Source organism: Microbispora sp. NBRC 16548, assembly GCF_030268985.1.
In the GTDB taxonomy this organism is placed as follows: domain Bacteria; phylum Actinomycetota; class Actinomycetes; order Streptosporangiales; family Streptosporangiaceae; genus Microbispora; species Microbispora catharanthi.
Map to the genome: position 1 here is coordinate 34,327 of NZ_BSSF01000024.1, position 23,189 is coordinate 57,515.

Annotated in this window: 22 protein-coding genes; 13 read left to right on the forward strand and 9 right to left on the reverse strand. The window is 72.7% G+C overall.

The genetic code is table 11. The features are described from left to right. Positions 1 to 36: 36 nt before the first annotated feature. On the reverse strand, positions 37 to 1,170 hold the full coding sequence (locus QSK36_RS39520; protein WP_285785940.1) for an RICIN domain-containing protein: 1,134 nt from the start codon (positions 1,168 to 1,170) through the stop codon (positions 37 to 39). Between the two features lie 310 nt (positions 1,171 to 1,480). On the opposite strand from QSK36_RS39520, the gene QSK36_RS39525 reads away from it, so the two are divergent. Then, positions 1,481 to 2,086, forward strand: coding sequence for a dihydrofolate reductase family protein (locus tag QSK36_RS39525; RefSeq protein ID WP_183538159.1), 606 nt, complete (start codon positions 1,481 to 1,483; stop codon positions 2,084 to 2,086). 36 nt (positions 2,087 to 2,122) lie between these two features. Here the strand turns inward: QSK36_RS39525 and QSK36_RS39530 are convergent, their stop codons facing one another. Together QSK36_RS39530 and QSK36_RS39535 are read right to left on the reverse strand one after the other, a co-directional pair. Further along, complete coding sequence (locus QSK36_RS39530; protein ID WP_139575406.1) at positions 2,123 to 2,566, reverse strand: DUF3147 family protein; 444 nt, start codon at positions 2,564 to 2,566, stop codon at positions 2,123 to 2,125. Beyond that, on the reverse strand, positions 2,563 to 3,009 hold the full coding sequence (locus tag QSK36_RS39535; protein ID WP_285785941.1) for a DUF3147 family protein: 447 nt from the start codon (positions 3,007 to 3,009) through the stop codon (positions 2,563 to 2,565). The genes QSK36_RS39530 and QSK36_RS39535 overlap by 4 nt, the downstream gene beginning before the upstream one ends. Positions 3,010 to 3,332: 323 nt before the next feature. On the opposite strand from QSK36_RS39535, the gene QSK36_RS39540 reads away from it, so the two are divergent. The 11 genes from QSK36_RS39540 (at position 3,333) to QSK36_RS39590 (ending at position 15,375) form a co-directional block, all read left to right on the forward strand. Continuing rightward, complete coding sequence (locus QSK36_RS39540; RefSeq protein WP_183538155.1) at positions 3,333 to 3,422, forward strand: potassium-transporting ATPase subunit F; 90 nt, start codon at positions 3,333 to 3,335, stop codon at positions 3,420 to 3,422. Further along, positions 3,422 to 5,083 carry a potassium-transporting ATPase subunit KdpA gene (gene kdpA, locus QSK36_RS39545; RefSeq protein WP_285785942.1) on the forward strand — a complete coding sequence of 554 codons (1,662 nt, stop codon included), beginning with the start codon at positions 3,422 to 3,424 and terminating at the stop codon, positions 5,081 to 5,083. Before QSK36_RS39540 ends, kdpA begins: the two co-directional genes overlap by 1 nt. Positions 5,084 to 5,085: 2 nt before the next feature. Next, positions 5,086 to 7,221, forward strand: coding sequence for a potassium-transporting ATPase subunit KdpB (gene kdpB / locus QSK36_RS39550; RefSeq protein WP_285785943.1), 2,136 nt, complete (start codon positions 5,086 to 5,088; stop codon positions 7,219 to 7,221). A gap of 14 nt (positions 7,222 to 7,235) precedes the next feature. Then, positions 7,236 to 8,099 (forward strand): potassium-transporting ATPase subunit C, encoded by an 864-nt coding sequence (locus QSK36_RS39555; protein WP_183538669.1) that lies wholly within the window; start codon positions 7,236 to 7,238, stop codon positions 8,097 to 8,099. Positions 8,100 to 8,105: 6 nt separating this feature from the next. Further along, complete coding sequence (locus QSK36_RS39560; RefSeq protein ID WP_285785945.1) at positions 8,106 to 10,724, forward strand: DUF4118 domain-containing protein; 2,619 nt, start codon at positions 8,106 to 8,108, stop codon at positions 10,722 to 10,724. Beyond that, positions 10,721 to 11,389, forward strand: a complete 669-nt coding sequence (locus QSK36_RS39565; protein ID WP_139575401.1) for a response regulator — start codon at positions 10,721 to 10,723, stop codon at positions 11,387 to 11,389. The genes QSK36_RS39560 and QSK36_RS39565 overlap by 4 nt, the downstream gene beginning before the upstream one ends. 103 nt (positions 11,390 to 11,492) lie before the next feature. Then, on the forward strand, positions 11,493 to 11,693 hold the full coding sequence (locus QSK36_RS39570; RefSeq protein WP_183538150.1) for a hypothetical protein: 201 nt from the start codon (positions 11,493 to 11,495) through the stop codon (positions 11,691 to 11,693). Continuing rightward, positions 11,690 to 12,211 (forward strand): P-loop nucleotide/nucleoside kinase family protein, encoded by a 522-nt coding sequence (locus QSK36_RS39575; RefSeq protein ID WP_183538149.1) that lies wholly within the window; start codon positions 11,690 to 11,692, stop codon positions 12,209 to 12,211. Before QSK36_RS39570 ends, QSK36_RS39575 begins: the two co-directional genes overlap by 4 nt. A 115-nt stretch (positions 12,212 to 12,326) precedes the next feature. Further along, a complete protein-coding gene (locus QSK36_RS39580) occupies positions 12,327 to 13,535 on the forward strand; it encodes an NAD(P)/FAD-dependent oxidoreductase (protein ID WP_285785946.1) in 1,209 nt (402 codons plus the stop codon). After that, the gene (locus tag QSK36_RS39585) at positions 13,535 to 14,455 is read left to right on the forward strand and encodes an RNA polymerase sigma-70 factor (protein WP_285785947.1); all 921 of its coding nucleotides are present in this window, start codon (positions 13,535 to 13,537) and stop codon (positions 14,453 to 14,455) included. The genes QSK36_RS39580 and QSK36_RS39585 overlap by 1 nt, the downstream gene beginning before the upstream one ends. A gap of 245 nt (positions 14,456 to 14,700) precedes the next feature. Beyond that, complete coding sequence (locus QSK36_RS39590) at positions 14,701 to 15,375, forward strand: RNA-guided endonuclease InsQ/TnpB family protein (protein ID WP_225898233.1); 675 nt, start codon at positions 14,701 to 14,703, stop codon at positions 15,373 to 15,375. Between the two features lie 37 nt (positions 15,376 to 15,412). Here QSK36_RS39590 and QSK36_RS39595 read toward each other — a convergent pair whose 3' ends face one another. From QSK36_RS39595 to QSK36_RS39620, 6 genes are read right to left on the reverse strand one after another with little or no spacing between them, the layout of a single operon-like run. Continuing rightward, positions 15,413 to 16,120, reverse strand: coding sequence for a (2Fe-2S)-binding protein (locus QSK36_RS39595; RefSeq protein ID WP_183538143.1), 708 nt, complete (start codon positions 16,118 to 16,120; stop codon positions 15,413 to 15,415). Between the two features lie 15 nt (positions 16,121 to 16,135). After that, entirely contained in the window at positions 16,136 to 16,717 is a 582-nt protein-coding gene (locus QSK36_RS39600) for a GNAT family N-acetyltransferase (protein WP_183538141.1), read from the reverse strand. Continuing rightward, positions 16,714 to 19,005 (reverse strand): penicillin acylase family protein, encoded by a 2,292-nt coding sequence (locus QSK36_RS39605; RefSeq protein ID WP_285785948.1) that lies wholly within the window; start codon positions 19,003 to 19,005, stop codon positions 16,714 to 16,716. Before QSK36_RS39605 ends, QSK36_RS39600 begins: the two co-directional genes overlap by 4 nt. A gap of 25 nt (positions 19,006 to 19,030) precedes the next feature. Continuing rightward, positions 19,031 to 19,846: an ABC transporter ATP-binding protein gene (locus tag QSK36_RS39610; RefSeq protein ID WP_285785963.1), complete on the reverse strand. Its 816-nt coding sequence runs from the start codon at positions 19,844 to 19,846 to the stop codon at positions 19,031 to 19,033. Between the two features lie 50 nt (positions 19,847 to 19,896). Then, the gene (locus tag QSK36_RS39615) at positions 19,897 to 20,937 is read right to left on the reverse strand and encodes a FecCD family ABC transporter permease (protein WP_285785949.1); all 1,041 of its coding nucleotides are present in this window, start codon (positions 20,935 to 20,937) and stop codon (positions 19,897 to 19,899) included. Beyond that, positions 20,934 to 22,010 (reverse strand): FecCD family ABC transporter permease, encoded by a 1,077-nt coding sequence (locus QSK36_RS39620; protein ID WP_285785950.1) that lies wholly within the window; start codon positions 22,008 to 22,010, stop codon positions 20,934 to 20,936. The genes QSK36_RS39615 and QSK36_RS39620 overlap by 4 nt, the downstream gene beginning before the upstream one ends. A 98-nt stretch (positions 22,011 to 22,108) precedes the next feature. On the opposite strand from QSK36_RS39620, the gene QSK36_RS39625 reads away from it, so the two are divergent. Beyond that, positions 22,109 to 23,134: an ABC transporter substrate-binding protein gene (locus QSK36_RS39625; protein ID WP_285785951.1), complete on the forward strand. Its 1,026-nt coding sequence runs from the start codon at positions 22,109 to 22,111 to the stop codon at positions 23,132 to 23,134. Positions 23,135 to 23,189 lie beyond the last annotated feature (55 nt).

Sequence of the window (23,189 nt, forward strand, 5' to 3'; positions counted from 1 at the left end):
TGGGGACCTGGAACGTAGGGGCTGGGGCGCGGCGGGCTATTCGGGCTCGATGAGGAAGGTCTGCCCGGCCGCGGAGGCGCAGGGCCGTTCGACGGCCTCCGCTCCCGGCCGGCCGTCGTCCCCGTTGACGGCGAGACACCGGCCGCTCGACGCCGGTCGGATGCGGTAGCCCTGCCCACCGGTCGGTTCGAGCCGGAAGCGCTGGTTGGGCCGGGCACCGGTGCAGTCGCTCCAGGGCTCCAGCATGCCCGCCGCGGGGCCCGCCGGGATCACCGTCAGGCAGCCGACGCCCTTCGCCGGGTCGGGGTGATCCCATTGCAGGCGGAACAGTCCGTCACCCACGGCGGTGAGGAAGGTCCGCGGCGGAACCGCCGCTGCGCAGGGACGCAGGACCGCGACCTCGGGACCGTACGAGACGTCCCTGGCCCGCCCCGCCGTCAGGCACAGGGAGGGGTCTGCGGCCGGCCGCACGCGGACCCACCTGCGGGCCGGCTCCGGTCCGCCCGCCCCGGCGGCCAAACCCGACGGTGCCGGGGTGGCCGAGATCGGCGAGGAGGGCGGGGAGGCCGCCTCGCCGGTGGACAAGCGGTCGAACTGCCAGGCTCCGACCAGGCAGAGCAGGGCCGCGGCCGCGGCGCCCGCCACCGGTCTCCGGGCCGGAGCCTTCCGCCCGGAGACCTCGCTCACGGGAGACGCGGCCGGGACCCGGCCGGTGCCGCTCCCGCCCGCGTCGCCGGCCAGGGGCTCGTCCGGCCGGGAGACGTCTCGTCCGGAAGCCGGCGGGGCGGACGCGGGTGGCGGCGCCGCCGGCATCTCGCCGGAGGCCACAACACGCGTCTCGCCCCCGGGCGCGGCAGGCGTGTCGCCGGGCGGCGGGGTGGTCTTCTCGCGGGCGACGGCCAGGCGGCGGCGGGCGTCCACCCACTCGGCGACGGTGTCGCCGTCCGCCCCGCAGGCCCGTACGAACGCGGCGAGCAGGTCTTCGCGCGGCAGATCCCGACGATTGAGCGCGTCGGCCAGAGTGGCACGCGGCAGGACGTCGCCCACGGCTTCGGCGCGGCGTTCGAGCTGCCGGTAACTGCACCCGCTCCACGCCCGGAGGCGCCTCATCAGGGCGGCGAACTCCGCGGGCGTGGTGGCGGTCCGCGGCTGCGGCCGGCTGTCGGTCACGCTGTCTCCGTCCGGTTGATCCCTGCGCTTCCACGGCAGCCTATGCACGCTCCGGGGTGTCCGAGATCGTCCGGAGGTGTCCGGGACGCCGCCCATGTGTGGACGTGAGCCCGCGTGCCGGGCCACGGTGGCTTTGCACGACGGCCCGTCGGCGCCGGAGCACCCAGGTGCTCGGGGGCGGCGTCGCGGGGGCGGGCCGTGGCGGCGGACGTGACGCCCTTCTCCGCAGCGGGTGGCGGCGCACGCATTCTCCGCGGGCGACTGGCGCACGTCCGCCGCCGCATCTCACTCGACATGAGGGATACGAACCATGGGACGCATAGTTCTGTCTGTTTTCACCACCCTTGACGGCGTCATCGAGAACCCGCACGAGTGGGCTTTCGGATTCGTCGGCGAGGACTCGATGCAGGCCGGCCTCGACCAGATCCGCGCGGCGCGGGCACTGCTCCTCGGACGGGTCACCTACGAGGGCTTCGCGGCCTCCTGGCCGTCGATGACCGACGAGGTGGGTTACGCCGACGCGATGAACAACCTGCCGAAGTACGTCGTGTCGACCACGCTGACCGAGGCCACCTGGAACAACAGCACGATCATCGGCGCGGACGCCGCGGCCCGGATCGAGGCCCTGAAGAAGGAGGTGGACGGCGACATCCTCGTCTTCGGCAGCGCGGCGCTGGTGCGGTGGCTGCTGAGGGAGAACCTCCTCGACGAGATGCGCCTGGCCGTCTACCCCGTACTCGCCGGTCGCGGCGCCCGCCTGTTCGACGACGACTCCGCGGACCCCGCCGCGCTGCGGCTCTCCGGCACGCAGGCGTTCTCCTCCGGCGTGGTCCTGCTCACCTACGAGCCGACCGGCGAGGGCCTCGCCGATCCGGCCGCCGCACGCCGGGCGGCCGAGGCGAACGCCGGGGGGTGATCGAGTGCCGTCGTGACCGGGCGCCGCCGATCGGGCTCAGAGGCGGAGCCGGGCCACGGCGGCGTACAGAGCCAGGGAGAGGGCCGCCCAGGTCAGGGTGGCGATCGCGAGGGACAGCCACAGCGGCCAGTCGGTCACCGTGAGCGCCACGACGACGGCGAAGCCGATCAGTCCGACGGTGCCGAAGGTCGCCCCCGCCACGTCCTGCCCGGCCTGGCGTACGCCCTCCTCCTTGGCGACGAGGGTGACGCTCGCCAGCAGGATCGCCGGGAACGCGAGGAAGAGCCCGCCCGCGCGCGGGCCGGCCAGCACGGACACCATCCCGGCGAGCGCCGACACTCCGGCGCCGAACGCGAACCGGACCGCCCAGTCGCGCATGGGCGGTCGCCTCAGCTCACTGAGCCGCAGCCGCACCTTCCGGCCGTCGTCGGGAACCCGGCCGCCGTCGGGAGCCGGGCCGTCGTCACGACGGGCGCTCACGACAGGCGCGCCGGTGGCGGAGGGAGCTCCAGGGCCGCCGGCTGCGGAAGCGGAGCGGGGACCGCAGGGATCCGCACGCCGAGCAGGCCCTGCGGCGCCAGTGTGTACCCGGCGGCCGCGACGACGCCCCAGACGGCGAGCGCGGCCAGCGCCCCCCGCCAGGCGCCCCACCTGCGCAACAGGGGACCGGCGATCAGGCAGTAGAAGGTGAAACCGACCGCGCCGATCTGCATGCCCCGGGCCGAGGCGAGGACGTCGGGAACGCCGGCGATGCCCGCGGTGACGATGAGGCTGGCCAGGGCCACAGAAGGGCCGGCGCAGAACACCCCGGCGAGTCGTTTCGGCGTCAGCATCTCGGCCAGCGCGGCGAAGGCCAGCACGAAGACGCCCCCGGCCAGCGCCTTCAGGACGACCTCCACGGTTTGGTCGGTCACCTCGCCCACGCCGCGTCCCCTCCCCGAAGCCGACACGGATGTTCGGGGGGCGCCGCTCGCCGGTTGAACCGCGTTGATTTCCGGCACGGGTCTGCCCGAAACCCCAGGCGTGGGCCGCGTACAGAGCCCGTCAATACTCGGTTCGAACCCGTATGGAAGCCGTCAAGAGCGGCCAAATGCCACCGATCTCGGACTTTGCTTGTGCTGAGACCGCCGTAGTCCGGCGGACGCAATCACAACCGAGGAGTGGGGATGGCGGACGTCATCTTCGTCGCTCTGACGATCGCGGTGTTCACGATTTTCGGGCTCGTCGTGAGGGCGGTGGAGCGCCTGTGAGCGTGATCAACGCCGTCGGTCTCGGCGTGGCCGCGGCGCTGCTGGCCTTCATGATCGCGGCCCTGTTGTTCCCGGAGCGCTTCTGATGGGCGCGGCAGCGGCAGGGGCCGTGCTCGTGCTGTCCGTCGTCGCGGTGCTCGCCGTCGTCTACCTGCTGCTGGGCGACTACCTGTACCGGGTCTACACCGGCACCCGCCACAGCGCGGCCGAGCGCCTCGTCTACCGTCTCGTCGGCGTGCGGCCGGACGCCGAGCAGCCCTGGGCGGTCTACGCACGCGCCCTGCTGGCCTTCTCCGCGGTCTCCGTGCTGGTCGTGTACGGCATGCAGCGCCTGCAGGACAGGCTGGTCCTCGGCCTAGGGCGGCCCCCGGTCCCCGCCCACGTCGCCTGGAACACGGCCGTCAGCTTCGTGACGAACACCAACTGGCAGTCGTACCCGGGCGAGACCGTCATGGGTCACCTGGTGCAGATGACCGCCCTGGCGGTGCAGAACTTCGTGTCGGCGGCGGTCGGCATGGCCGTGGCGGTCGCGCTCGTGCGGGGCTTCGCCCGCAGGCAGGCCGACACCATCGGCAACTTCTGGGTGGACCTCGTGCGCGGCACGTTCCGGGTCCTGCTGCCGATCGCGTTCGTCGCCGCGCTGGTCCTGGTCGCCGGGGGCGTGGTGCAGAACCTCGCGTCGCCGCACGAGGTGACGACGCTGACCGGCGGCACCCAGGCGATCACCGGGGGTCCGGTGGCGAGCCAGGAGGCCGTCAAGGAGCTCGGCACCAACGGCGGCGGCTTCTACAACGCCAACTCCGCCCACCCCTTCGAGAATCCGTCGGGGTGGACGAACTGGCTGCAGATCGTCCTGCTCCTGGCGATCCCGGTCGCGCTGCCGCGCACCTTCGGCCGCATGGTCGGCCAGGTGCGGCAGGGACACGCGATCATCGCCGTCATGGCGGTGATCGCCCTGGCGAGCGTGCTGCTGACGAACGTCTTCGAGGTCTCCGGCGGCGCCACGGTCCCCCGGGCCGCCGGGGCGGCCCTGGAGGGCAAGGAGATCCGCTTCGGCGTGCCCGGCTCCGCGACGTTCGCCACCGTCACCACGCTGACCTCGACCGGCGCCGCCGATTCCGCGCACGACTCCTTCACGCCCCTGGGCGGCATGATGACGATGCTGAACATGATGCTCGGCGAGGTCGCGCCCGGCGGTGCCGGTTCCGGCCTGTACGGCATCCTCGTGCTGGCGGTGATCACCGTCTTCGTCGCCGGTCTCATGGTGGGCCGTACGCCGGAATACCTGGGCAAGAAGATCGGCTCACGCGAGATCAAGCTGGCCTCGCTCTACTTCCTGGTCACCCCGGCCCTCGTGCTCGCCGGCACGGCCGCGGCGATGGGCAACCGGGCGGGTCTCGCGGCCATGCTGAACGGCGGCCCGCACGGGCTCTCGGAGATCCTCTACGCGTTCACCAGCGCGGCCAACAACAACGGCTCGGCCTTCGGCGGGATCTCGGCGGGCACGCCCTGGTGGTGCGTGGCGCTCGGCCTGTGCATGGCCTTCGGGCGGTTCCTGCCGATCGTCTTCATCCTCGCCCTGGCCGGATCGCTGGCTCGGCAGGCGCCCGTGCCGGCCTCCGCCGGGACGCTGCCCACCCACCGCCCCCAGTTCGTCGGGATGGTGGCCGGCGTCACGGTCGTCCTCGTCGCCCTCACGTTCCTGCCGGCCCTCGCGCTCGCGCCGCTCGCGGAAGGACTCTCCTAGTCATGTCGACGTCACCACGACGCGCGAACGGCAAAAGCGGCGGCAAAAGCGGCGGCAGGATCGGCGGCGGCCTGCTCGATCCCCGGCAACTCGTGAGGTCGCTGCCCGACGCCGTACGCAAGCTGAACCCGGCGACGCTGTGGCGCAACCCGGTCATGTTCGTCGTCGAGATCGGCGCGTTCCTCACCACGGGCCTGGCGGTCGCGACCCCTTCGGCGTTCGCCTGGGCGATCGCGGTCTGGCTGTGGCTGACCGCGCTGTTCGCCACCCTGGCCGAGGCCGTGGCCGAGGGGCGCGGCAAGGCCCAGGCCGCCACGCTGCGGGCGGCCAAGCGCGACACCATGGCCCGGCGCCTGGCGGACCCGCGCGACCCCGCCCGGTGGGAGGTCGTCGGCGCCCAGGAGCTGCGACAGGGCGACCATGTCGTCGTCGAGGCCGGGGAGGTCATCCCGGGCGACGGCGATGTGGTCGAGGGCATCGCCAGCGTGGACGAGTCGGCGATCACCGGGGAGTCCGCGCCGGTGATCCGCGAGTCGGGCGGGGACAGGTCGGCGGTCACGGGCGGCACGAAGGTGCTGTCGGACCGGATCGTGGTGCGGATCACGCAGAAGCCGGGGGAGAGCTTCATCGACCGGATGATCGCCCTGGTCGAGGGCGCCGACCGGCAGAAGACGCCCAACGAGATCGCCCTCAACATCCTGCTGGCCGCGCTCACGGTGATCTTCCTGATCGCCACCGTCACCATGCAGCCGCTGGCCGTCTATTCCAAGGCCCAGAACCCCGGCGTACCGGACACGCCCGCGCTCGGCGCCGACGGGGTGAGCGGGGTGGTGCTGGTGTCGTTGCTGGTCTGCCTGATCCCGACCACGATCGGGGCGCTGCTGTCGGCCATCGGGATCGCGGGCATGGACCGCCTGGTGCAGCGCAACGTGCTGGCGATGAGCGGGCGGGCGGTCGAGGCCGCGGGCGACGTCACGACCCTGCTCCTCGACAAGACCGGCACGATCACCCTGGGCAACCGGCAGGCGTCGCAGTTCGTGCCGGCCGAGGGCGTCTCCGAGCTCGACCTGGCCGAGGCGGCGCAGCTGGCGAGCCTCGCCGACGAGACCCCCGAGGGACGTTCGGTCGTCGTTCACGCCAAACACGCCTACGACCTGCGCGAACGCCGGCCGGGCGAGCTGGCCCACGCGGAGTGGATCGCCTTCACCGCCCAGACCCGCATGTCCGGGGTGAACGTGGACGGGCGGCAGGTCCGCAAGGGCGCCGCGACCTCGGTGATGAAGTGGGTGCGCGACAACGGCGGCCATCCGACCGGGCACGTCGGGCACCTGGTGGACGGGATCTCCGCCTCCGGCGGCACGCCCCTCGTCGTCGGCGAGGTGAGCGCCGGCAAAGCCCGGGTGCTCGGGGTGATCCACCTCAAGGACGTGGTCAAGCAGGGCATGCGGGAGCGGTTCGACGAGATGCGCCGGATGGGCATCCGCACCGTGATGATCACCGGGGACAACCCGATGACCGCCAGGGCCATCGCCAGAGAGGCCGGAGTGGACGACTTCCTGGCCGAGGCGACTCCGGAGGACAAGCTCGCGCTGATCCGCAAGGAGCAGGAGGGCGGGCGGCTGGTCGCGATGACCGGGGACGGCACCAACGACGCCCCGGCGCTGGCCCAGGCCGACGTGGGGGTGGCGATGAACACCGGCACCTCGGCGGCCAAGGAGGCCGGGAACATGGTCGATCTCGACTCCAACCCGACCAAGCTCATCGAGATCGTCGAGATCGGCAAGCAGTTGCTGATCACGCGGGGGGCGCTGACCACGTTCTCGATCGCCAACGACATCGCGAAGTATTTCGCGATCATCCCGGCCATGTTCGCGGCCGTCTATCCGGGTCTGGACGCGCTGAACGTGATGCGGCTGCACAGCCCGCAGTCGGCCATCCTGTCCGCGGTGATCTTCAACGCCCTGGTGATCGTGGCGTTGATCCCCCTGGCCCTGCGCGGGGTGCGTTACCGGCCCTCCAGCGCGTCGAAGCTGCTCGGCCGCAACCTCTGCCTGTACGGCCTGGGCGGTGTCGTCACGCCCTTCATCGGCATCAAGCTCATCGACCTGTTCGTTCAATTCCTTCCGGGGATGTCCTGATGGCTGGGAACGTGATGGAACGCCTGCCGAACACGCTCCGCCGGCACCTCGCGGCGGTCCGGGCCGTCGCCGTGCTCACGGTGATCCTGGGCGGGCTGTATCCCCTGCTGGTGACCGGTATCGCCCAGGTCCTCCTCCCCCACCGGGCCGGCGGCTCGATCCTGCGCGAGGACGGCAGGGACGTGGGCAGCGCCCTCATCGGGCAGAGCTTCACCGACCGGAACGGCCGCCCGGTGCGCAGGTACTTCCAGAGCCGCCCCTCCGCGGGCGGCTACGACCCGCTGGCCTCGGGCGCGAGCAACCTCGGCCCGCAGGACGTCGTCGACCGGCTGCCCGACCCCCGGGGAGCCGGCCAGGCCGCGAGGAAGGGCAGGGTCTCCCTGCTCACCCAGGTGTGCGCGCGCTCCAAGGCGGTCGGCGAGCTGGAGGGCGTCAGCGGGGCCAGGCCCTACTGCACGGCGGACGGGGTGGGCGCGGTGCTCAAGGTCTTCCCCGTCGTCGGCAGACCCACGAGGGTCGTCAGCGTCAACCAGGCGTGCCCGGCCGCGCCGTTCGTCACCACATACCAGGGCGTGAGGGTCGAGTGCGGCAGGCCCGGCGAGGACTATTCGTCAGGGCATACGGTGCCGGTGCGGGGAAACGCCCACGCAGTCGTCCCGCCGGACGCCGTGACGGCGAGCGGCAGCGGACTCGACCCGCACGTCTCCGTCGCGTACGCCGAACTGCAGGCCCCCCGGGTGGCCAGGGAGCGGGGACTGGACGTGCGCAGGGTGCGGGCCCTGATCAGGGAGCACACGGCCGGCCGCGCCCTCGGCTTCCTGGGGGAGTCCGGCGTGAACGTCCTGGAGCTCAATCTGGCCCTCGACAGGGAGAGGTGAGCGGCCATGCCACGCGGGCGGCTGCGGATCTACCTCGGCGCGGCACCCGGGGTCGGCAAGACCTACGCCATGCTCTGCGAGGGGCACCGCCGCAGGGAACGCGGCACGGACGTCGTGGTCGGTCTGGTGGAGACCCACGGCCGCGTACGCACCGCGCAACTACTGGAGGGGCTGGAGATCGTTCCCCGCAGGACCCTGACGTACCGGGGGGCGGCCTTCAACGAGCTGGACGTCGAAGCGGTCGTCGCCCGGCGCCCGCGGGTCGCCCTGGTCGACGAGCTGGCGCACACCAACGTGCCGGGCTCGCGCAACGCCAAGCGCTGGCAGGACATCGACGAGCTCCTCGACGCCGGTATCGACGTGATCTCCACGGTGAACATCCAGCACCTGGAATCGGTCAACGACGTCGTCCAGCACATCACCGGCATCCCGCAGCGCGAAACCGTGCCCGACGAGGTCGTACGGCGGGCCGACCAGGTCGAGCTGGTCGACATGACCCCTGAGGCGCTGCGGCGGCGGCTCGCGCACGGCAACGTGTACATGCCGGAGAAGGTGGACGCCGCCCTGGCCAACTACTTCCGCGTCGGCAACCTCACCGCGCTGCGCGAGCTGGCCCTGCTGTGGCTCGCCGACGAGGTGGACGAGGAGCTCGACCGCTACCGCGCCGAGCACGGAATCGCCGACACGTGGGAGGCGCGCGAGCGGGTCGTCGTCGCGCTGACCGGGGGACCGGAGGGCGACACCCTCGTCCGGCGGGCGGCCCGCATCGCCGCCCGCACCAAGGGCGCCGACCTGCTCGCCGTCCACGTCACCCGGGCGGACGGGCTCGCCGGAGGCGACCCGGCGCTGCTGGCACGACAGCGCGCCCTCGTGGAGAGCATGGGCGGCACCTACCACCAGGTGGTGGGCGACGACGTGCCGCGGGCGCTGCTGGAGTTCGCCCGGGGCGTCAACGCCACCCAGCTCGTGCTCGGCGCCTCCCGGCGCGGCCGGGTCGCCCAGATCTTCAGCAGAGGGGTGGGCGTAGAGACGACCGCCAGGTCCGGCTCGATCGACGTTCACATGATCACGCACGAGCAGGTCAAGAAGGGGCGGGAGCGCCCGCAGCGGTCGCGGGCGGCGCTCACCCGGCGGCGCAGGCTCGCGGGGTGGGCCGTCGCGCTCACCGGCCTGCCGCTGCTCACCGCCGTCCTGCTCCCCTTCCGGGGCACGCTGGCGCTGCCGAGCTTCATCCTGCTGTTCCTGACCACCGTCGTGGGCGTGGCGCTGATCGGCGGCATGTGGCCGGCGATCACGGCGGCGGTCGCCGGGTCGCTGCTGCTCAACTTCTTCTTCACCCCTCCCCTGCACACCCTGACGATCGCCAACCCGGAGAACCTCTTCGCCCTGGTCGTCTTCGTGTTCGTCGCGGCGGCGGTCAGCATGATCGTGGACGTGGCCGCCCGCCGTACGAGGGAGGCGGCCCGCGCCGGGGCGGACGCGGAGATCCTGTCCGCGCTGGCCGGGCACGTGCTGCGCGGCGAGGCCGCCGTGCACTCCCTGCTCGCGCGTACGCGGGAGACGTTCGGCCTGGTCTCGGTCACCCTGCTGGAACGGCGGCCCGAGGCGGGGCAGGGACCGGACGACCGGTCCGACCCCGCCTCCTGGCGGATCGTCGCCACCTCGGGGGGAGAGCCGTGCACCTGCCCGGACGCCGCCGGCACCGACGTGGACATCGACGGCGACCTCGTGCTCGCCGCGCGCGGGCGGCTGCTCGACGCCTCCGAGCGGCGCGTGATCGAGGCGTTCGCCGCGCAGATGGCCGTCGCCCTGCGGCAGGAACGGCTGGAGGAGGAGGCCGAGCAGGCCAGGCCGCTCGCGGAGGCCGACAGGATGCGCACCGCGCTGCTCGCGGCGGTCAGCCACGACCTCCGCACCCCGCTGGCCGCCGCGAAGGCCGCCGTGGAGAGCCTGCGCGCCACCGACGTCGAGTGGTCCGCGGAGGACCGCGCCGAGCTGCTGGAGACCGCGGACGAGTCGCTGGCCAGGCTCGACCGTCTGGTGGCGAACCTGCTCGACATGAGCCGCCTGCAGGCGGGGGTGCTCGGCGTGGCCGCTCAGCCGGTCGCCGTCGAGGAGATCGTGCCCCGGGCGGTCGACGACCTCGGGCCGCTCGCCGCCGAGGTGAAGATCGATATCCCGCCCGACCTGCCCGAGGTCGTCGCCGATCCGGCGCTGCTGGAGCGGGTGCTCGCCAACGTCGTCGCCAACGCCGTCCGATACACCCCCGCCGGGGAGAGCGTGCTCGTCACCGCCAGCAGGTACGGCGACCGGGCCGAGATCCGGATAATCGACCGTGGGCCCGGTGTGCCGCGCGACGCCTACGACCGGATCTTCCTGCCCTTCCAGCGGCTGGGGGACCGGGACAACCACAGCGGGGTAGGGCTGGGCCTGGCCCTGGCGCGCGGACTGACCGAGGCGATGGGAGGAGAGTTGTCGCCCGACGAGACGCCCGGGGGAGGGCTCACCATGATCCTGGCCCTGCCCGTCGCCGTGCACACCCACGACCTGATCGAAAGCCCGGTGGAGCTCGGCGGTTCTCCGGATCTCGATGGTTCTCTGGATATGGGCGGTGCGGCGCCGTGAGCAGGATCCTCGTCGTCGACGACGAGCCGCAGATCCTGCGCGCGCTGCGGATCAACCTGGCCGCGCGCGGATACGAGGTCGCCGTCGCGGCGGACGGCGGCTCCGCGTTGCGCGAGGCCGCGGACCGGCGTCCCGACCTGATCGTGCTGGACCTCGGGCTGCCCGACATGGACGGAGTCGAGGTCATCCACGGCGTACGCGGCTGGAGCAGCGTTCCGATCATCGTGCTGTCGGGGCGCACCGGCAACCAGGACAAGATCGACGCACTGGACGCCGGGGCGGACGACTACGTGACCAAGCCCTTCGGGGTGGACGAGCTGCTGGCCCGCGTGCGTGCGGTGACCCGGCGCACCGGCCCCCGGGAGAGCGAGCCCGCCCGCGTACGGATCGGGGAGCACGTGATCGACCTCGCCGACAAGACCGTCTCCGGCGACGTACGGCTGACCCCGACCGAGTGGCACATCCTCGAACTCCTCGTCCGCAATCCCGGCAAGCTGATCAGCCAGCGGCAGCTGCTGAGCGAGGTGTGGGGCGCGCAGTACGTCAAGGAGACGCACTACCTGCGGCAGTACATGGCCCAGCTCCGGCGCAAGCTGGAGAAGGAGCCCGCCCACCCCGTGCACCTGATCACCGAGCCGGGCATGGGCTACCGTTTCACCCCCTGAGGCACAGAGCTCTTCGACCACTCCGGTACGCAGTCGGCGGCGCCTGAGGCCGGGCATCGCGGGCGCGAAACTGTCGGTCGGGTGCGGAAGAATCGCCTTCATCATGACCACCATCACCGCGCCGGCCATCACCGCGCCGACAGACGTGCCCACACGTCCCCTGCCGGTCGAGCTCGTCGACGGCCCGGGAGGCATGCTCTACCTGCTCCCCTTCGCGCCGCTCACCCCGGACGACTGCGAGGCCCTGTCCGCGCTGCTCGCCTCCCGGGCCGCCGCCGTACGGCGGCGAGACGAATCCCTGTGATCATCTGGCTGAACGGGACGTTCGGCGTGGGGAAGACCACCACGGCGGCGGAACTCGTGCGACTGATCCCGGGGGCGCACTTCTTCGACCCCGAGCAGGTGGGCGTCATGCTCACGCATGCCACGGGCCTGCCGAAGGTCGGGGACTTCCAGGACTGGGCGCTCTGGCGGACGCTCGTCGTGGAGACCGTCACACGACTGGCCGGCCAGCTCGGCGGCGCCCTCGTCCTGGCCCAGACCGTCCTGGTCGAGGACTACTGGCAGGAGATCCGCGCGGGCCTGGAGACGACGGGCATCCCGCTGCACCACTTCGTGCTCCACGCCGACCGGGGCACGCTCATCCGCAGGATCGAGGGGGACACGCAGCCGCCCTCGCAATGGAGGCTGAACCACCTGACGGCATACCAGGAGGCTCTCCCCTGGCTCAGCCGCGAGGCACAGGTCGTCGACACGACGCGCATCCCCCCGGCAGAGGTCGCGGCACACATCGCCGCCACCGTCACACCCGATCCGGCCTGACCCGCCTCTTCCCCTGACGACGACGCTGTGGCGTGGATCACATCGGGCGCATGTCACGTCCGGGTGGCCCGCTTCCATCTGCTGGTCGTCAACGGTGAAGCGAGGAGGCGGAACGATGGGCGCACAGCACGAAGCCGGCGTGGCGACCACCACCCACCGAGTGGTGATCCTTGGAGCGGGGTACGCGGGCCTGTCCGCGGCGATCCAGCTAGCGTCAAGGGTCGACAAGCGGAGCGAGAAGGTGCGGGTGACCCTGGTGAACGCGCAGGAGCGGTTCACCGAGCGGCTGCGGCTGCACATGACGGCGACCGGGCAGCGGCTCGCCGAGCTGAGCATCCCCGAACTGCTCGAGGGCACGGGCGCGCACTTCGAGCGCGGGTGGGTGACGGCGGTGGACGCGGACGCGAAGACCGTGCGGATCGACGACGAACGCGTCCTCCCCTACGACACGCTGGTGTACGCGTTGGGTGGCATGGCCGACACGGCGGCGGTTCCGGGCGTCGAGGACCACGCGTACACCCTGAACAGCGCCCAGGACGCCGAGGTGCTGGCCGACCGGCTGTCGCGGCTCGGCAGCGGCACGGTGGCGGTCGTCGGCAGTGGGCTGACCGGCGTCGAGTCGGCCGCGGAGATCGCCGAGCGGCACCCGGAGCTGACCGTCGTGCTGCTGGGCCGCGGTGAACCCGGCGCGGCCATGAACCCCAAGGCCAGGGCGTATCTGCGGTCCGCGCTCGAGCGCCTGGGCGTGCGGGTCCGCAGCGGGGTCGAGGTGGTGAAGGTGCTGCCCGGCGCGGTCGAGCTGGCCGGCGGGGAGAGTGTGGCGGCCGACGCGGTCCTGTGGACGAGTGGAACGCGGGTGTCGCCGCTGGCGGCCGCCGCCGGGCTCACCGTCGACGAACGCGGCCGCGTCGTGACCGACGCCACGCTGCGGTCGGTGTCCCACCCCGAGGTGTACGCCGTGGGCGACGCGGCCGCGATCCGCCAGGGCTACGGCGTCATGCACGGCACCTGCCAGGGCGGCATGCCGACCGGTGTGCACGCCGCGGTCTCGATCGTCCGGGAGTTGCAGGGCAAGCGGCCCAAGCCGTTCCGCTTCGGCTACTACCACACGCCGGTCAGCCTGGGCAGGAACGATGCGGTCGTGCAGTTCACCCACCCCGACGACAGCCCCCGGCGACTGCACCTGACCGGCCGCATCGCGGTCCGATACAAGGAGACGGTGACCGCTTCGCCCTGGCCCACATGGGGCCGCATGAAGAAGATGCCCGCCTCGGGCGCGTTCTGGCCCCGCGGGGGCCGCTTCACGCGGGTGCGGGAGGCGTGATGATTCAGCCTCCCGACCTCGACCAGCAGGTGTTCGTGCGGCATCGGAACCTGCTGTTCTCGGTGGCCTACCGCATCCTCGGCACCGCGGCCGATGCCGAGGACGCGGTCCAGGACGCCTGGATCAACTGGTCGGCGGCCGACCGCTCGCAGGTGGCCGATCCGAAGGCGTACCTGACGCGGATCGTGTCGAACGTGGCGCTGGAACGGCTGCGCTCCACCCAGCGCAAGCGTGAGGCCTATGTGGGGCCGTGGCTTCCTGAGCCCATTCTGACCAGCGCAGACACCGCCGAGGCCGTCGCGGACGCCGAGTCGGTGTCGATGGCGATGCTCGTGGTGCTGGAGACGCTGAGCCCGCTCGAGCGCGCGGTGTTCGTGCTCAAGGATGTCTTCGGCTTCAGCCACGCCGAGATCGCGGAGGCGGTCGAGCGTTCCGAAGCAGCCGTGCGGCAGGCCGCGCACCGCGCTCGCGAGCATGTGCGCGCCCGGCGTCCGCGCTTCCGCACGGACCGGTCGCGGCAGCGTGAGGTCACCGAGCGGTTCTTCAGTGCCGCGACCGGCGGTGACGTGAACGCCCTGATGGAGCTGCTGTCCCCGGACGTCACCTTGTGGACCGACGGCGGCGGAAAGGTCCGCCAGGCCCTGCGCCCGGTCGTGGGCGCGGCGACCGTAGCCGCCTGGTTCGCGGCCATCGGCACCGTCAGCTACCAGGGCGTCGAGCCCGCCGACATGAACGCCGAGCTCGTCGAGATCAACGGTGGTCCCGGCATCGTCTTCAGCGGGACGGGGCGGCGCGTGATCGCCACTGTCACCTTCGATTTCGACACCGACGGCCGGATCACTACCATCCACAACGTCGCCAACCCGGACAAACTCCAGGCGGTCGCCGATGGCACCACCCGCAGCCTCGGGACGCGATGAGCACCGGTCCCCGGCGGGCGCGGCGGTGACGGCCGCCGCGCCCGTTCCTTTCGGAGCTAGAGGCGGGCGCCCACGTCGGCGCCGTTGCGGGGCCGCAGGAAGTCCGAGGGCGGGATGGAGCCGTCGGCTCGCCGGGGCCCGGTCAGCGTCGAGGGATCGGTGCTGACCAGGGCGGCGTCGTTCCAGGGCGGACGGCCTACCGCAAGGCTGGTGTAAGCGTTCGCTACGGTGACCAGTCCGCAGAGTTGAAGGACATCCGCGCCGGTGACGCCGAGGGTCAGGGCCGGTGGTCGTTTTCCTCTCAGCAGGCCACGCTGCGGCGGTTGGACAAGGCGTTCGCCGCGTTCTTCAAGCGGGTCCGCGAGGTGCGCGTGCCGGGGTTCCCCAGGTTTAAGGGGCGCGGCTGGTTCGACACGGTGGAGTGGCCGAAGGACGGGGACGGCTGCCGGTGGGACTGTCAGCCCGAGCATCCCACGGCGACGTTCGTCCGCCTTCAGGGCATCGGGCACGTTCGGGTGCACCAGCATCGCCCGGTGCAGGGCCGGGTGAAGACGATCAGTGTGAAGCGGGAAGGCGCCCGCTGGTATGTGATCCTGTCGTGCGATGAGGTGCCCGCGCGGCCGCTTGCCTCGACCGGTGCGGCGGTCGGTGTCGACATGGGCGTCGTCTCGTTTGTCACCACCAGCGACGGGGATCCTGTGGACAACCCGCGCCACCTGGCCGTGTCCGCCGGACGTCTGGCGACGGCCCAGCGGGCCCTCGCCCGCAAGAAGAGGGGGTCCAAGCGGCGCGGTAAGGCGGTGGTGAGGGTGGCGGCGCTGCACGCGAAGGTCCGCCGTCAGCGCCTGGACGGCGCGCACAAGGCCGCGCTCACCCTGGTCCGTGAAACCAACGGCTGGGCCACGCACTCGGAACGCTGACACAGCGGCGGTGAGACTGTCAAGATCTCATGGCGGCTCAGCGTACGCAGCAGGTGGAGCAGGGGTCGGCGTCCGGCAGCGTGACCCACAGGCAGCACGTGCGGCGGCGGTATCCGTCACCGTCGGGCACGAGCAGCCCGGCCACCGGCGGCCCGATCTCGTCCAGCAGCCGGGCCGCCTCGGCGTACGACCCGAGTGTGAGCAGCGGGTGGGCGAACGCCTCCGCGGTCGAGCCCCACAGGGTGCGCTCGCCCACCTTGGTCAGCGTGCTGAGTGCCCTGACGAACGGATACTGGCTCTCCAGGAGCGCCTCCCCGATGGCCGCCGCGAGGTCGGGGACGACGACGGTGCCCTCGGCCTCGGCCAGCGGGTCGCCGGGGAGCACGGCCACCGTCACCCGCGACGCCGCCACCGTCACCCCGGCCGCGGACGGCCTGACCAGCGTGTCCTCCAGGCGCATCAGCGGCACCCGGCGGCCGAGACCCCAGCCCAGGGCCATCGGCATCGTGTGCCAGTAGCCGTAGGTCTTCCACAGCAGCGCCGCCGCCACGTGACGCGGCGCGCCCCAGCGTCCGGCCGTCTCGTCCACCAGCGCGAGCAGACCCTCGTACGGCTCCCGCACGAGGGCGGCGGCGGGGATCCAGCCGGGGGAGTCGTCGGCGACCAGCCTGGGCAGGACCCCCAGCACGCCGCCCCGCTCCGCCGCGAGGCCTTCCAGATGGTCGGAAAGGGCGTCGAGCAGCACTCCGCACTCCTTGTGTCAGCGGTGGTCTCTGGTGAGGAAGAGCAGCCGGGCCCGCTTGTCCGGCAGGTCGATCTCGGGCCCGAGGGTGAAGCCGGTCCGCAGCATCCGGTCGATCACCTTGTCGTTGCGGGCGTCCGGCTCGGCCACGATCCGGGTGTGGCGCGGGTCGGAGAACACGTACGCGAGGAGCACGGACAGCAGGGCAGAGGTGAAGCCGCGCTCGCCCTCCCCCGTCGCCGGTCCGAGGAGCAGGTGGACGCCGAAGTCGCCCGGCTGGACGTCATAGCACTCCCCGACCGGGTCGGCCTCGGGCTCGTACGTCTGGAAGAGCGCCACCGGCCGGTCGTCGCGGTGGACGAGATAGGCGTGGTGGGTGGCGAGGCCGTCCAGGTAGTCGTAGATCTCCAGAACCCGCATCCGGCTCGCGTCGAGCATGCCCCAGAACCGGGCACGCTCCTCGGTGACCCAGGAGTGGATCAGGCCGGCGTCGGCCGGCGGGTCCACCGGCACGACGCGGAAGGCGCCGAATCCCTCGACCACCTGCTCCCATAGGGCCTCGCGCCGTGCGGGGGCCGTGGTCCGTGCGTCAGGGGTCATGTCGCTCCTCGGTCCGCGGGGTCCATCGTCAGTCGGTTCCAGTCCGTGATCACCGGTACGAGCTCGCCGCGCAGCCACAGTGGGTGCTGGTCACGCCAATGGGGGTCGCCGGGCACGCCGCTCGCGCCGAACGGGACGATCCACAGGCTCCCGTCGCGCCGGGCGAGGTCCCACACGTAGCGCGCCGCCGGGCCCCGGGCGCAGTGATGGGTGACGCCCGGCACGCTCGACGTGGACAGCACACAGTCGTGGTCGCCCGGCAGGCCCGCCTCCGCCGGCGCCGCGCCGTCCCCAGAGCCTGCGTTGTCCACAGAGCCTGCGTTGTCCACAGAGCCTGCGGTGTCCACAGGGGTTGAGATCGCAGGGGACGGCAGTGCCCGCCAGGGGGCGAGCCGGTGCAGGTCGCCCCACGAGACGCCGGTCGTTTCGCCGCGCGCCGCCACATCCTCCAGCGCCGCCCGGGCCAGTTCCGTGAGGGCTGCCCGGTCGAGCCCGGGCAGCAGGCCGGTCGTCAGCAGGCTCTCCAGGGCGTACGCGACACGGGGAGCCGGCGCGAGCCACGGCCGGAAGACCTCGGGAACCCCCGCGTCCAGTCCGGCGAGGGATGCCAGGGCGGGATGGGCCGCCAGGCGACGCACCACCTCGGCCCGGACCGCCGCGTACGCCGCCGGGTCGGTGCTGCCGGCGTCCATGCGCCGGTCCCAGGCCGCCAGCCGGTCCCGCAGGCGTACGGCCTCGGGGCCGAGCCCGTCCGTCCCGGCCAGCAGGTCGAGGAGAGGGCCGGCGCTGGGCAGCAAGGTGTCGGTGTGGACGGCCGCCATGTCCCCGGCCGACCATCGCGGCGACCCGTCGAGCAGGCGCCTGATCCGGTCGGCGCGGTATGGCGGAGCGAACTCGACGCCGAGCGGCGCGGCGATTCCCCGCTCGTTGGCCATGACCGTGATGCCGCGGATCTCGCGGCGTGGCATCGGCGCGTGCCGGTCGCCCCACTCGTGGCCGGGCTCCCAGGCGGGCACGACCCGCAACGCGTTGTCCGGGTGGCGGACGGGCACCGTCCCGGCGACCCGGTGCAGCAGCCCGCCGTCGGTGTCCGCGGCGAGCACGACGTTGACGGGCTCGGCCCAGCGGTCGAGCGCCCGGTCCACGTCGGCCGCGGTCTTCGCCCGCAGCAGCGCCGGCAGCGCCGCGAACCCCAGGTCACGGCGCACCCGAGGCGGGTATCGCAGGCTCACCGCGTCCCACACGCGTCCGTGGCCGATCTCCCCCAGGACGCGGGCGTCCGCCATGACGACCGGGCCGCGCTCGGTCTCGACCACCTCGACCTCGACCGTGGCCTCCCCCGCCACCTCGACGACCTCGACGTGGGCGGTGCAGGGACGCCAGCCGTCCGGTCCCAGCGCCTCGACGCGGCCGTCCGCGCACCGGAGCCGCTCGCGGTAGAGGTCCTGGTAGTCGGCCATGGCGTTGGTGATCGCCCAGGCGACCGAGCCCGCGTGCCCGAAGTGGGCGATGCCGGGAACGCCCGGCACGGCCAGTCCCACCACGTCGAACTCGGGACAGGCCAGGCGGATCTGCTGATAGAAGCCGGGGTCCTCGATGAACCGGTGGGGATCGCCCGCGATCAGGGCCGCGCCGGTGGCGGTGCGATCCGCGGGGACCAGCCAGCCGTTGCTCCCGCCGGTGCCCGGCCCGTCGGCCGCGAACAGCGCGACCGCCTCGGGACCCAGCCGCTCGGCCACCGCCTCGCGCCACAGCTTGGCCGGGAAGTGCGCGAAGAGGATGTGGTGGGACAGCCAGATCGCCATCGGCGTCCACGGCTCCCACCGGCCCGGCGCGATCCCCGCCGCGCCGAGCCCGGCCGCGGGCCCTGCCGCGCCGAGCCCTGCCGCGCCGAGCCCTGCCACGTCGTGCCGTGTCGCTTCAGTGCGTACCGCCTCGGGGCGTGCCGCTTCCGTCGCGCCGAACTCCGGAGCCCGGCGCGCCCCTTCGGGGAGCCCGGCGTTGACCCCGTCCACGTAGGCGCTCAACCAGCGTGCCGTGTCGTCGTCCAGGGCGTGCAGGCAGCGCTCGGCGGTGTCCGCGAGCCGGGCCTTCCGAGCGAAGCGGTCCCATGGGACGGCGTCCGGCCCGAGGATCGCCGCCGACGTGCCGGTCGCCCGGCGCCGCTCGACCTCGATCTGCCAGGCCCGGTCGAGGGCCGTGACACGCCCCTGGGCGAAGGCCAGTTCGTACGGATCGCCCGCGCGCAGGTGGGGGATGCCCCAGGCGTCCCGATACACCCTGTTCACGACGCCGCCCCCGGCGGCATTCTCATCACCGCGTAGCCGATTCGGTACGGCGGCGGGCGGCGGGAACGACCAGCGGAGTGCCGGTCTCGGGGTCGTCGATCACCCGGCAGGGCAGCCGGAAGACCTCCTCCACCAGGTCGGCGGTCATGACCTCTCCGGGCGTCCCGGCGGCCACGACCCGGCCGTCGCGCATCGCGATCAGATGGGTGGCGTAACGGGCGGCGTGGTTCAGGTCGTGGAGCACCGCCACGAGCGTGCGTCCGCGCTCCTCGTGCAGCCGGGCGCACAGGTCGAGGACCTCGATCTGGTGCGCGATGTCCAGGTAGGTCGTCGGCTCGTCCAGGAGCAGCAGCGGCGTCTCCTGCGCCAGCGCCATCGCGATCCACACGCGCTGGCGCTGCCCCCCGGACAGCTCGTCGACCAGGCGCCCGGCCAGGTCGGCGACCCCGGTGGCCTCCATCGACTCGCGCACCACCCGCTCGTCGTCGGCCGACCACTGGCGCAGCAGCCGCTGGTGGGGATAGCGCCCGCGGCCGACCAGTTCGGCGACCGTGATGCCGTCCGGCGCGACGGACGTCTGGGGCAGCAGGCCGAGGGTCCTGGCGACCTTCCTGGCGGGCAGGGAGGTGATGTCCCGCCCGTCGAGCAGCACGGTCCCGGCGGCCGGCCGGAGCGTGCGCGCCAGCGCCCGCAGCAACGTGGACTTGCCACAGGCGTTGGGCCCGATGATCACGGTGAAGGACCGGTCGGGGATGGCGACGTCGAGGCCCTCGGCGACGATCCTCTTGTCGTAGGAGAGAGTCAGCGCGCTGCCGCTCAGGCGCGGCCCGTCGTCGTGCATGCCCGCCACTCCGTTCCCCTGCCCGCTGGTTCCGTGCTCGATCGTCTGGGTCAAATCCGTCCCGCCTTCCGCTGGGCGGCGAGCAGCCAGACGAGGTAGCCGCCGCCGAGCACCCCCGTCACCACCCCGACGGGCAGTTGGTGGCCCGCGAACAGCCGCTGCGCGGCCAGGTCGGCGCCCGTCAGCAGCGCCGCGCCCGTGCACGTGGCGGCGAGCAGGTTCGGCCCGGGCGCCCCGGTCATCCGCCTGGCCAGGTGCGGGGCGGTGAGCGCGACGAACGACACGGGCCCGGCGGCCGCCGCCGCGAGGGAGGTGAGCAGCACGGCCGCCGTCAGCAGGACCAGCCGCAGGCCCTGGACCCGTACGCCGAGGCCGCGCGCCAGGTCGTCGCCCATCTCAGTGATCGCCAGCGGGCGCGCGCAGCCGAGCAGCACCACCGGCGCCAGCACCGCCATCACGACGAGCAGCGGGAGGACGTCCTCCCAGCCGCGCCCGTCCAGGCTGCCGGTGAGCCACAGCATGGCCCGCGCCGCCTCCATCAGCCGTCCCCGGGTCAGCAGGTAGCCGTTGACGCCGGTGAGGATCGCGGTGGCGCCGATGCCCACCAGCACGAGGCGGTGGCCCTGCAGGCCGCCGCGCCAGGCCAGCGCGTAGATGACCGCTCCGGTGACGACCCCGCCGAGCACCGCGCCGCCCGCGAGCGCCGCACTGCCGCCTCCCGTGACGACCACGAGGAGCGCCCCGGCCGCCGAGCCCTGGGTGAACCCGAGCAGGTCGGGGCTGCCCAGCGGGTTGCGTACGAGCGACTGGAAGACCGCGCCGGCCAGCGCGAGGGCGGCGCCCACGAGCAGCGCGGTGACCACGCGGGGCAGCCGGAGCTCGTGCACGATGAAGTCCTCGGCCGGGCTGCCGCCACCCAGGACGGTGCGGACGACGTCGGAGGGGCTCATCGGGTAGTCGCCGCCGCCGACCGCGAGCACGCCGAAGACGAGTGCGAGCAGCAGGCAGCCGGCTCCGACGGCGACGGCCCTGAACCGCAGGGGCATACCGCCGGCGATCCTTCGGACGGGCATGGGCCTGACGGCACTCATGCGCGGACCTTCCTTCGCACGAAGTACAGGAACAGCGGGCCGCCCAGCACCGCCGTGACGATGCCCGCCTGCAACTCGCCGGGCCGGGCCACCAGCCGCCCGAGCACGTCGGCGCCGAGCAGCAGCACGGGCGCGAGCAGCGCGCAGCAGGGGAGCATCCAGCGCTGGTCGGGGCCGGTCAGCGCCCGGACGAGATGCGGCACCATGAGACCGACGAAGACGATGGGCCCGCAGGCCGCCGTCGCCGCCCCGCACAGCAGCGTCACCGCCACGATGGCGCCCGCGCGGACCCGGGCGGGATGCGCGCCGAGCGTGCGCGCCGAGTCGTCGCCGAGAGCGAGTGCGTTGAGCGGCCTGGCCAGGGCCAGAGCCAGCAGCAGGCCCGCCGCGACGAACGGCGCCATCTTGGCCGCGGTCTCGCCCTGCGCGCTCGCCAGCGAGCCGACCGTCCAGAAGCGCATGGTCTCCAGCGAGGCCGCGTCGAGCAGCATCGTCCCGTTCACGTACGAGTAGAGCGCGGCGTTGACGGCGGCTCCCGCGAGCGCCAGCCGGGCCGGGGTGGCCGCGCGCCCGCCGCCCACCGCGTACACCAGCACGGACACGGCCGCCGCGCCGGCCAGGGCGAACCAGACGTAGCCCTGGAACGTCGCCACCCCGAAAAGCCCGGCGGCCGTGGCCACCGCCGCCGAGGCGCCCGCGTTGATCCCCAGCAGGCCGGGATCGGCCAGCGGGTTGCGGGTCAGCGCCTGCATGACGCCGCCGGCGACCCCCAGCGCGACTCCGGCGAGCAGCCCGAGGAGGGTGCGCGGCAGCCGCATCTGGTGGACGACCGTGTAAGCGGCCGAGTCGGCGTCGACGAGCCCGTGCCAGACCTCGGCCGGGGAGAGCTGCCGGGCGCCGAGCCCGAGGCTGAGCACGAGGAGGGCGGCCAGGGCGATCGCCGAGCCCAGCAGCGCCGCGGCGCGCCGGCCGTTTTCCGCGCGTTTTCGCGGCGGCCCCGCAGGCCCGCTGATCTGCGAGGACTCCATGACGACCACGACCGGCTCCGGTGGGGGGCGGGGGGCGATTTCCACCGCCCCTCTGGACAAGAACTTAGGTAAGGGTAACCTAACTAGCGATCAACCCCAAGGCCGGTGTCGGCAGAACCTGTCCCGTGAGAGAAAGACGAACCGTGCGAAACCTGAACTCCCCCATGTCCCGTCGCGGCCTTTTCGCGGCGGGCGGAGCCGCCGTACTCACCCTGGCGCTGGCCGCCTGCGGGTCGAGCGATCCGGCGCCCTCCACCGCAGGTCAGAGCGCGAAATCGTGGTCCTTCGCCGACGACAGGAAGGAGACGGTCACGGCCGGGGCCGTCCCCTCGCGGGTCGTGGCGTTCACCGGGACGGCGGCGGTGCTCGCCGACTACGGCCTCCAGCAGAAGGTCGTCGGCGTCTTCGGCGAGACGAAGCGCGCCGACGGCTCGCCCGAGCCGCAGGCCGGCGACCTGGACGTGAACAAGGTCACGATCCTCGGCAACGTCTGGGGCGAGTTCAACATCGAGAAGTACGCCGCGCTGCGTCCCGAGCTTCTCGTGACGCACATGTACGACCCCGGGGCCCTGTGGTACGTCCCGGACGAGAGCAAGGACAAGATCGTCAAGCTCGCTCCCACCGTTGCCGTCAGCACGGCCCGTGTCCCGATGACCGAGCCGATCGAGCGTTATGCCGCCCTCGCCGAGTCGCTGGGCGCGGACCTCAAGGCCCCGAAGGTCGCCGAGGCCAAGGCCAGGTTCGAGGCCGCCGCCGAGAGCGTGCGCAAGGCGGTCGCCGAGAACCCCGGCATCAAGGTGCTGGCCGCCTCGGGCAGCCCCGACGTGCTGTACGTGTCCAACCCGGAGGTCAACACCGACCTCATGTACTTCGCCCAACTCGGGGTCGACGTCGTCAAGCCGGAAAAGCCCGGCGACGGCGGCTACTACGAGAACCTGAGCTGGGAGAACGCCGACAAGTACGACGCCGATCTGATCCTGCTCGACAACCGCGGCACCGCGCTGCAGCCCAAGGACCTGACGTCCAAGCCGTCCTGGGCCAAGCTGCCCGCCGTCAAGGCCGACCAGGTCGTGGGCTGGGACCCCGTGCCGCGCTTCTCGTACGCCGGAGCCGCGCCGATCCTGGAGAACCTGGCGACGGCGATCCGGAACGCCAAGAAGCTCGGCTGACCACGCTTCGGATAAATCACCCGGGGACACGTGTCGACTCGCAAAAGTTAGGTTC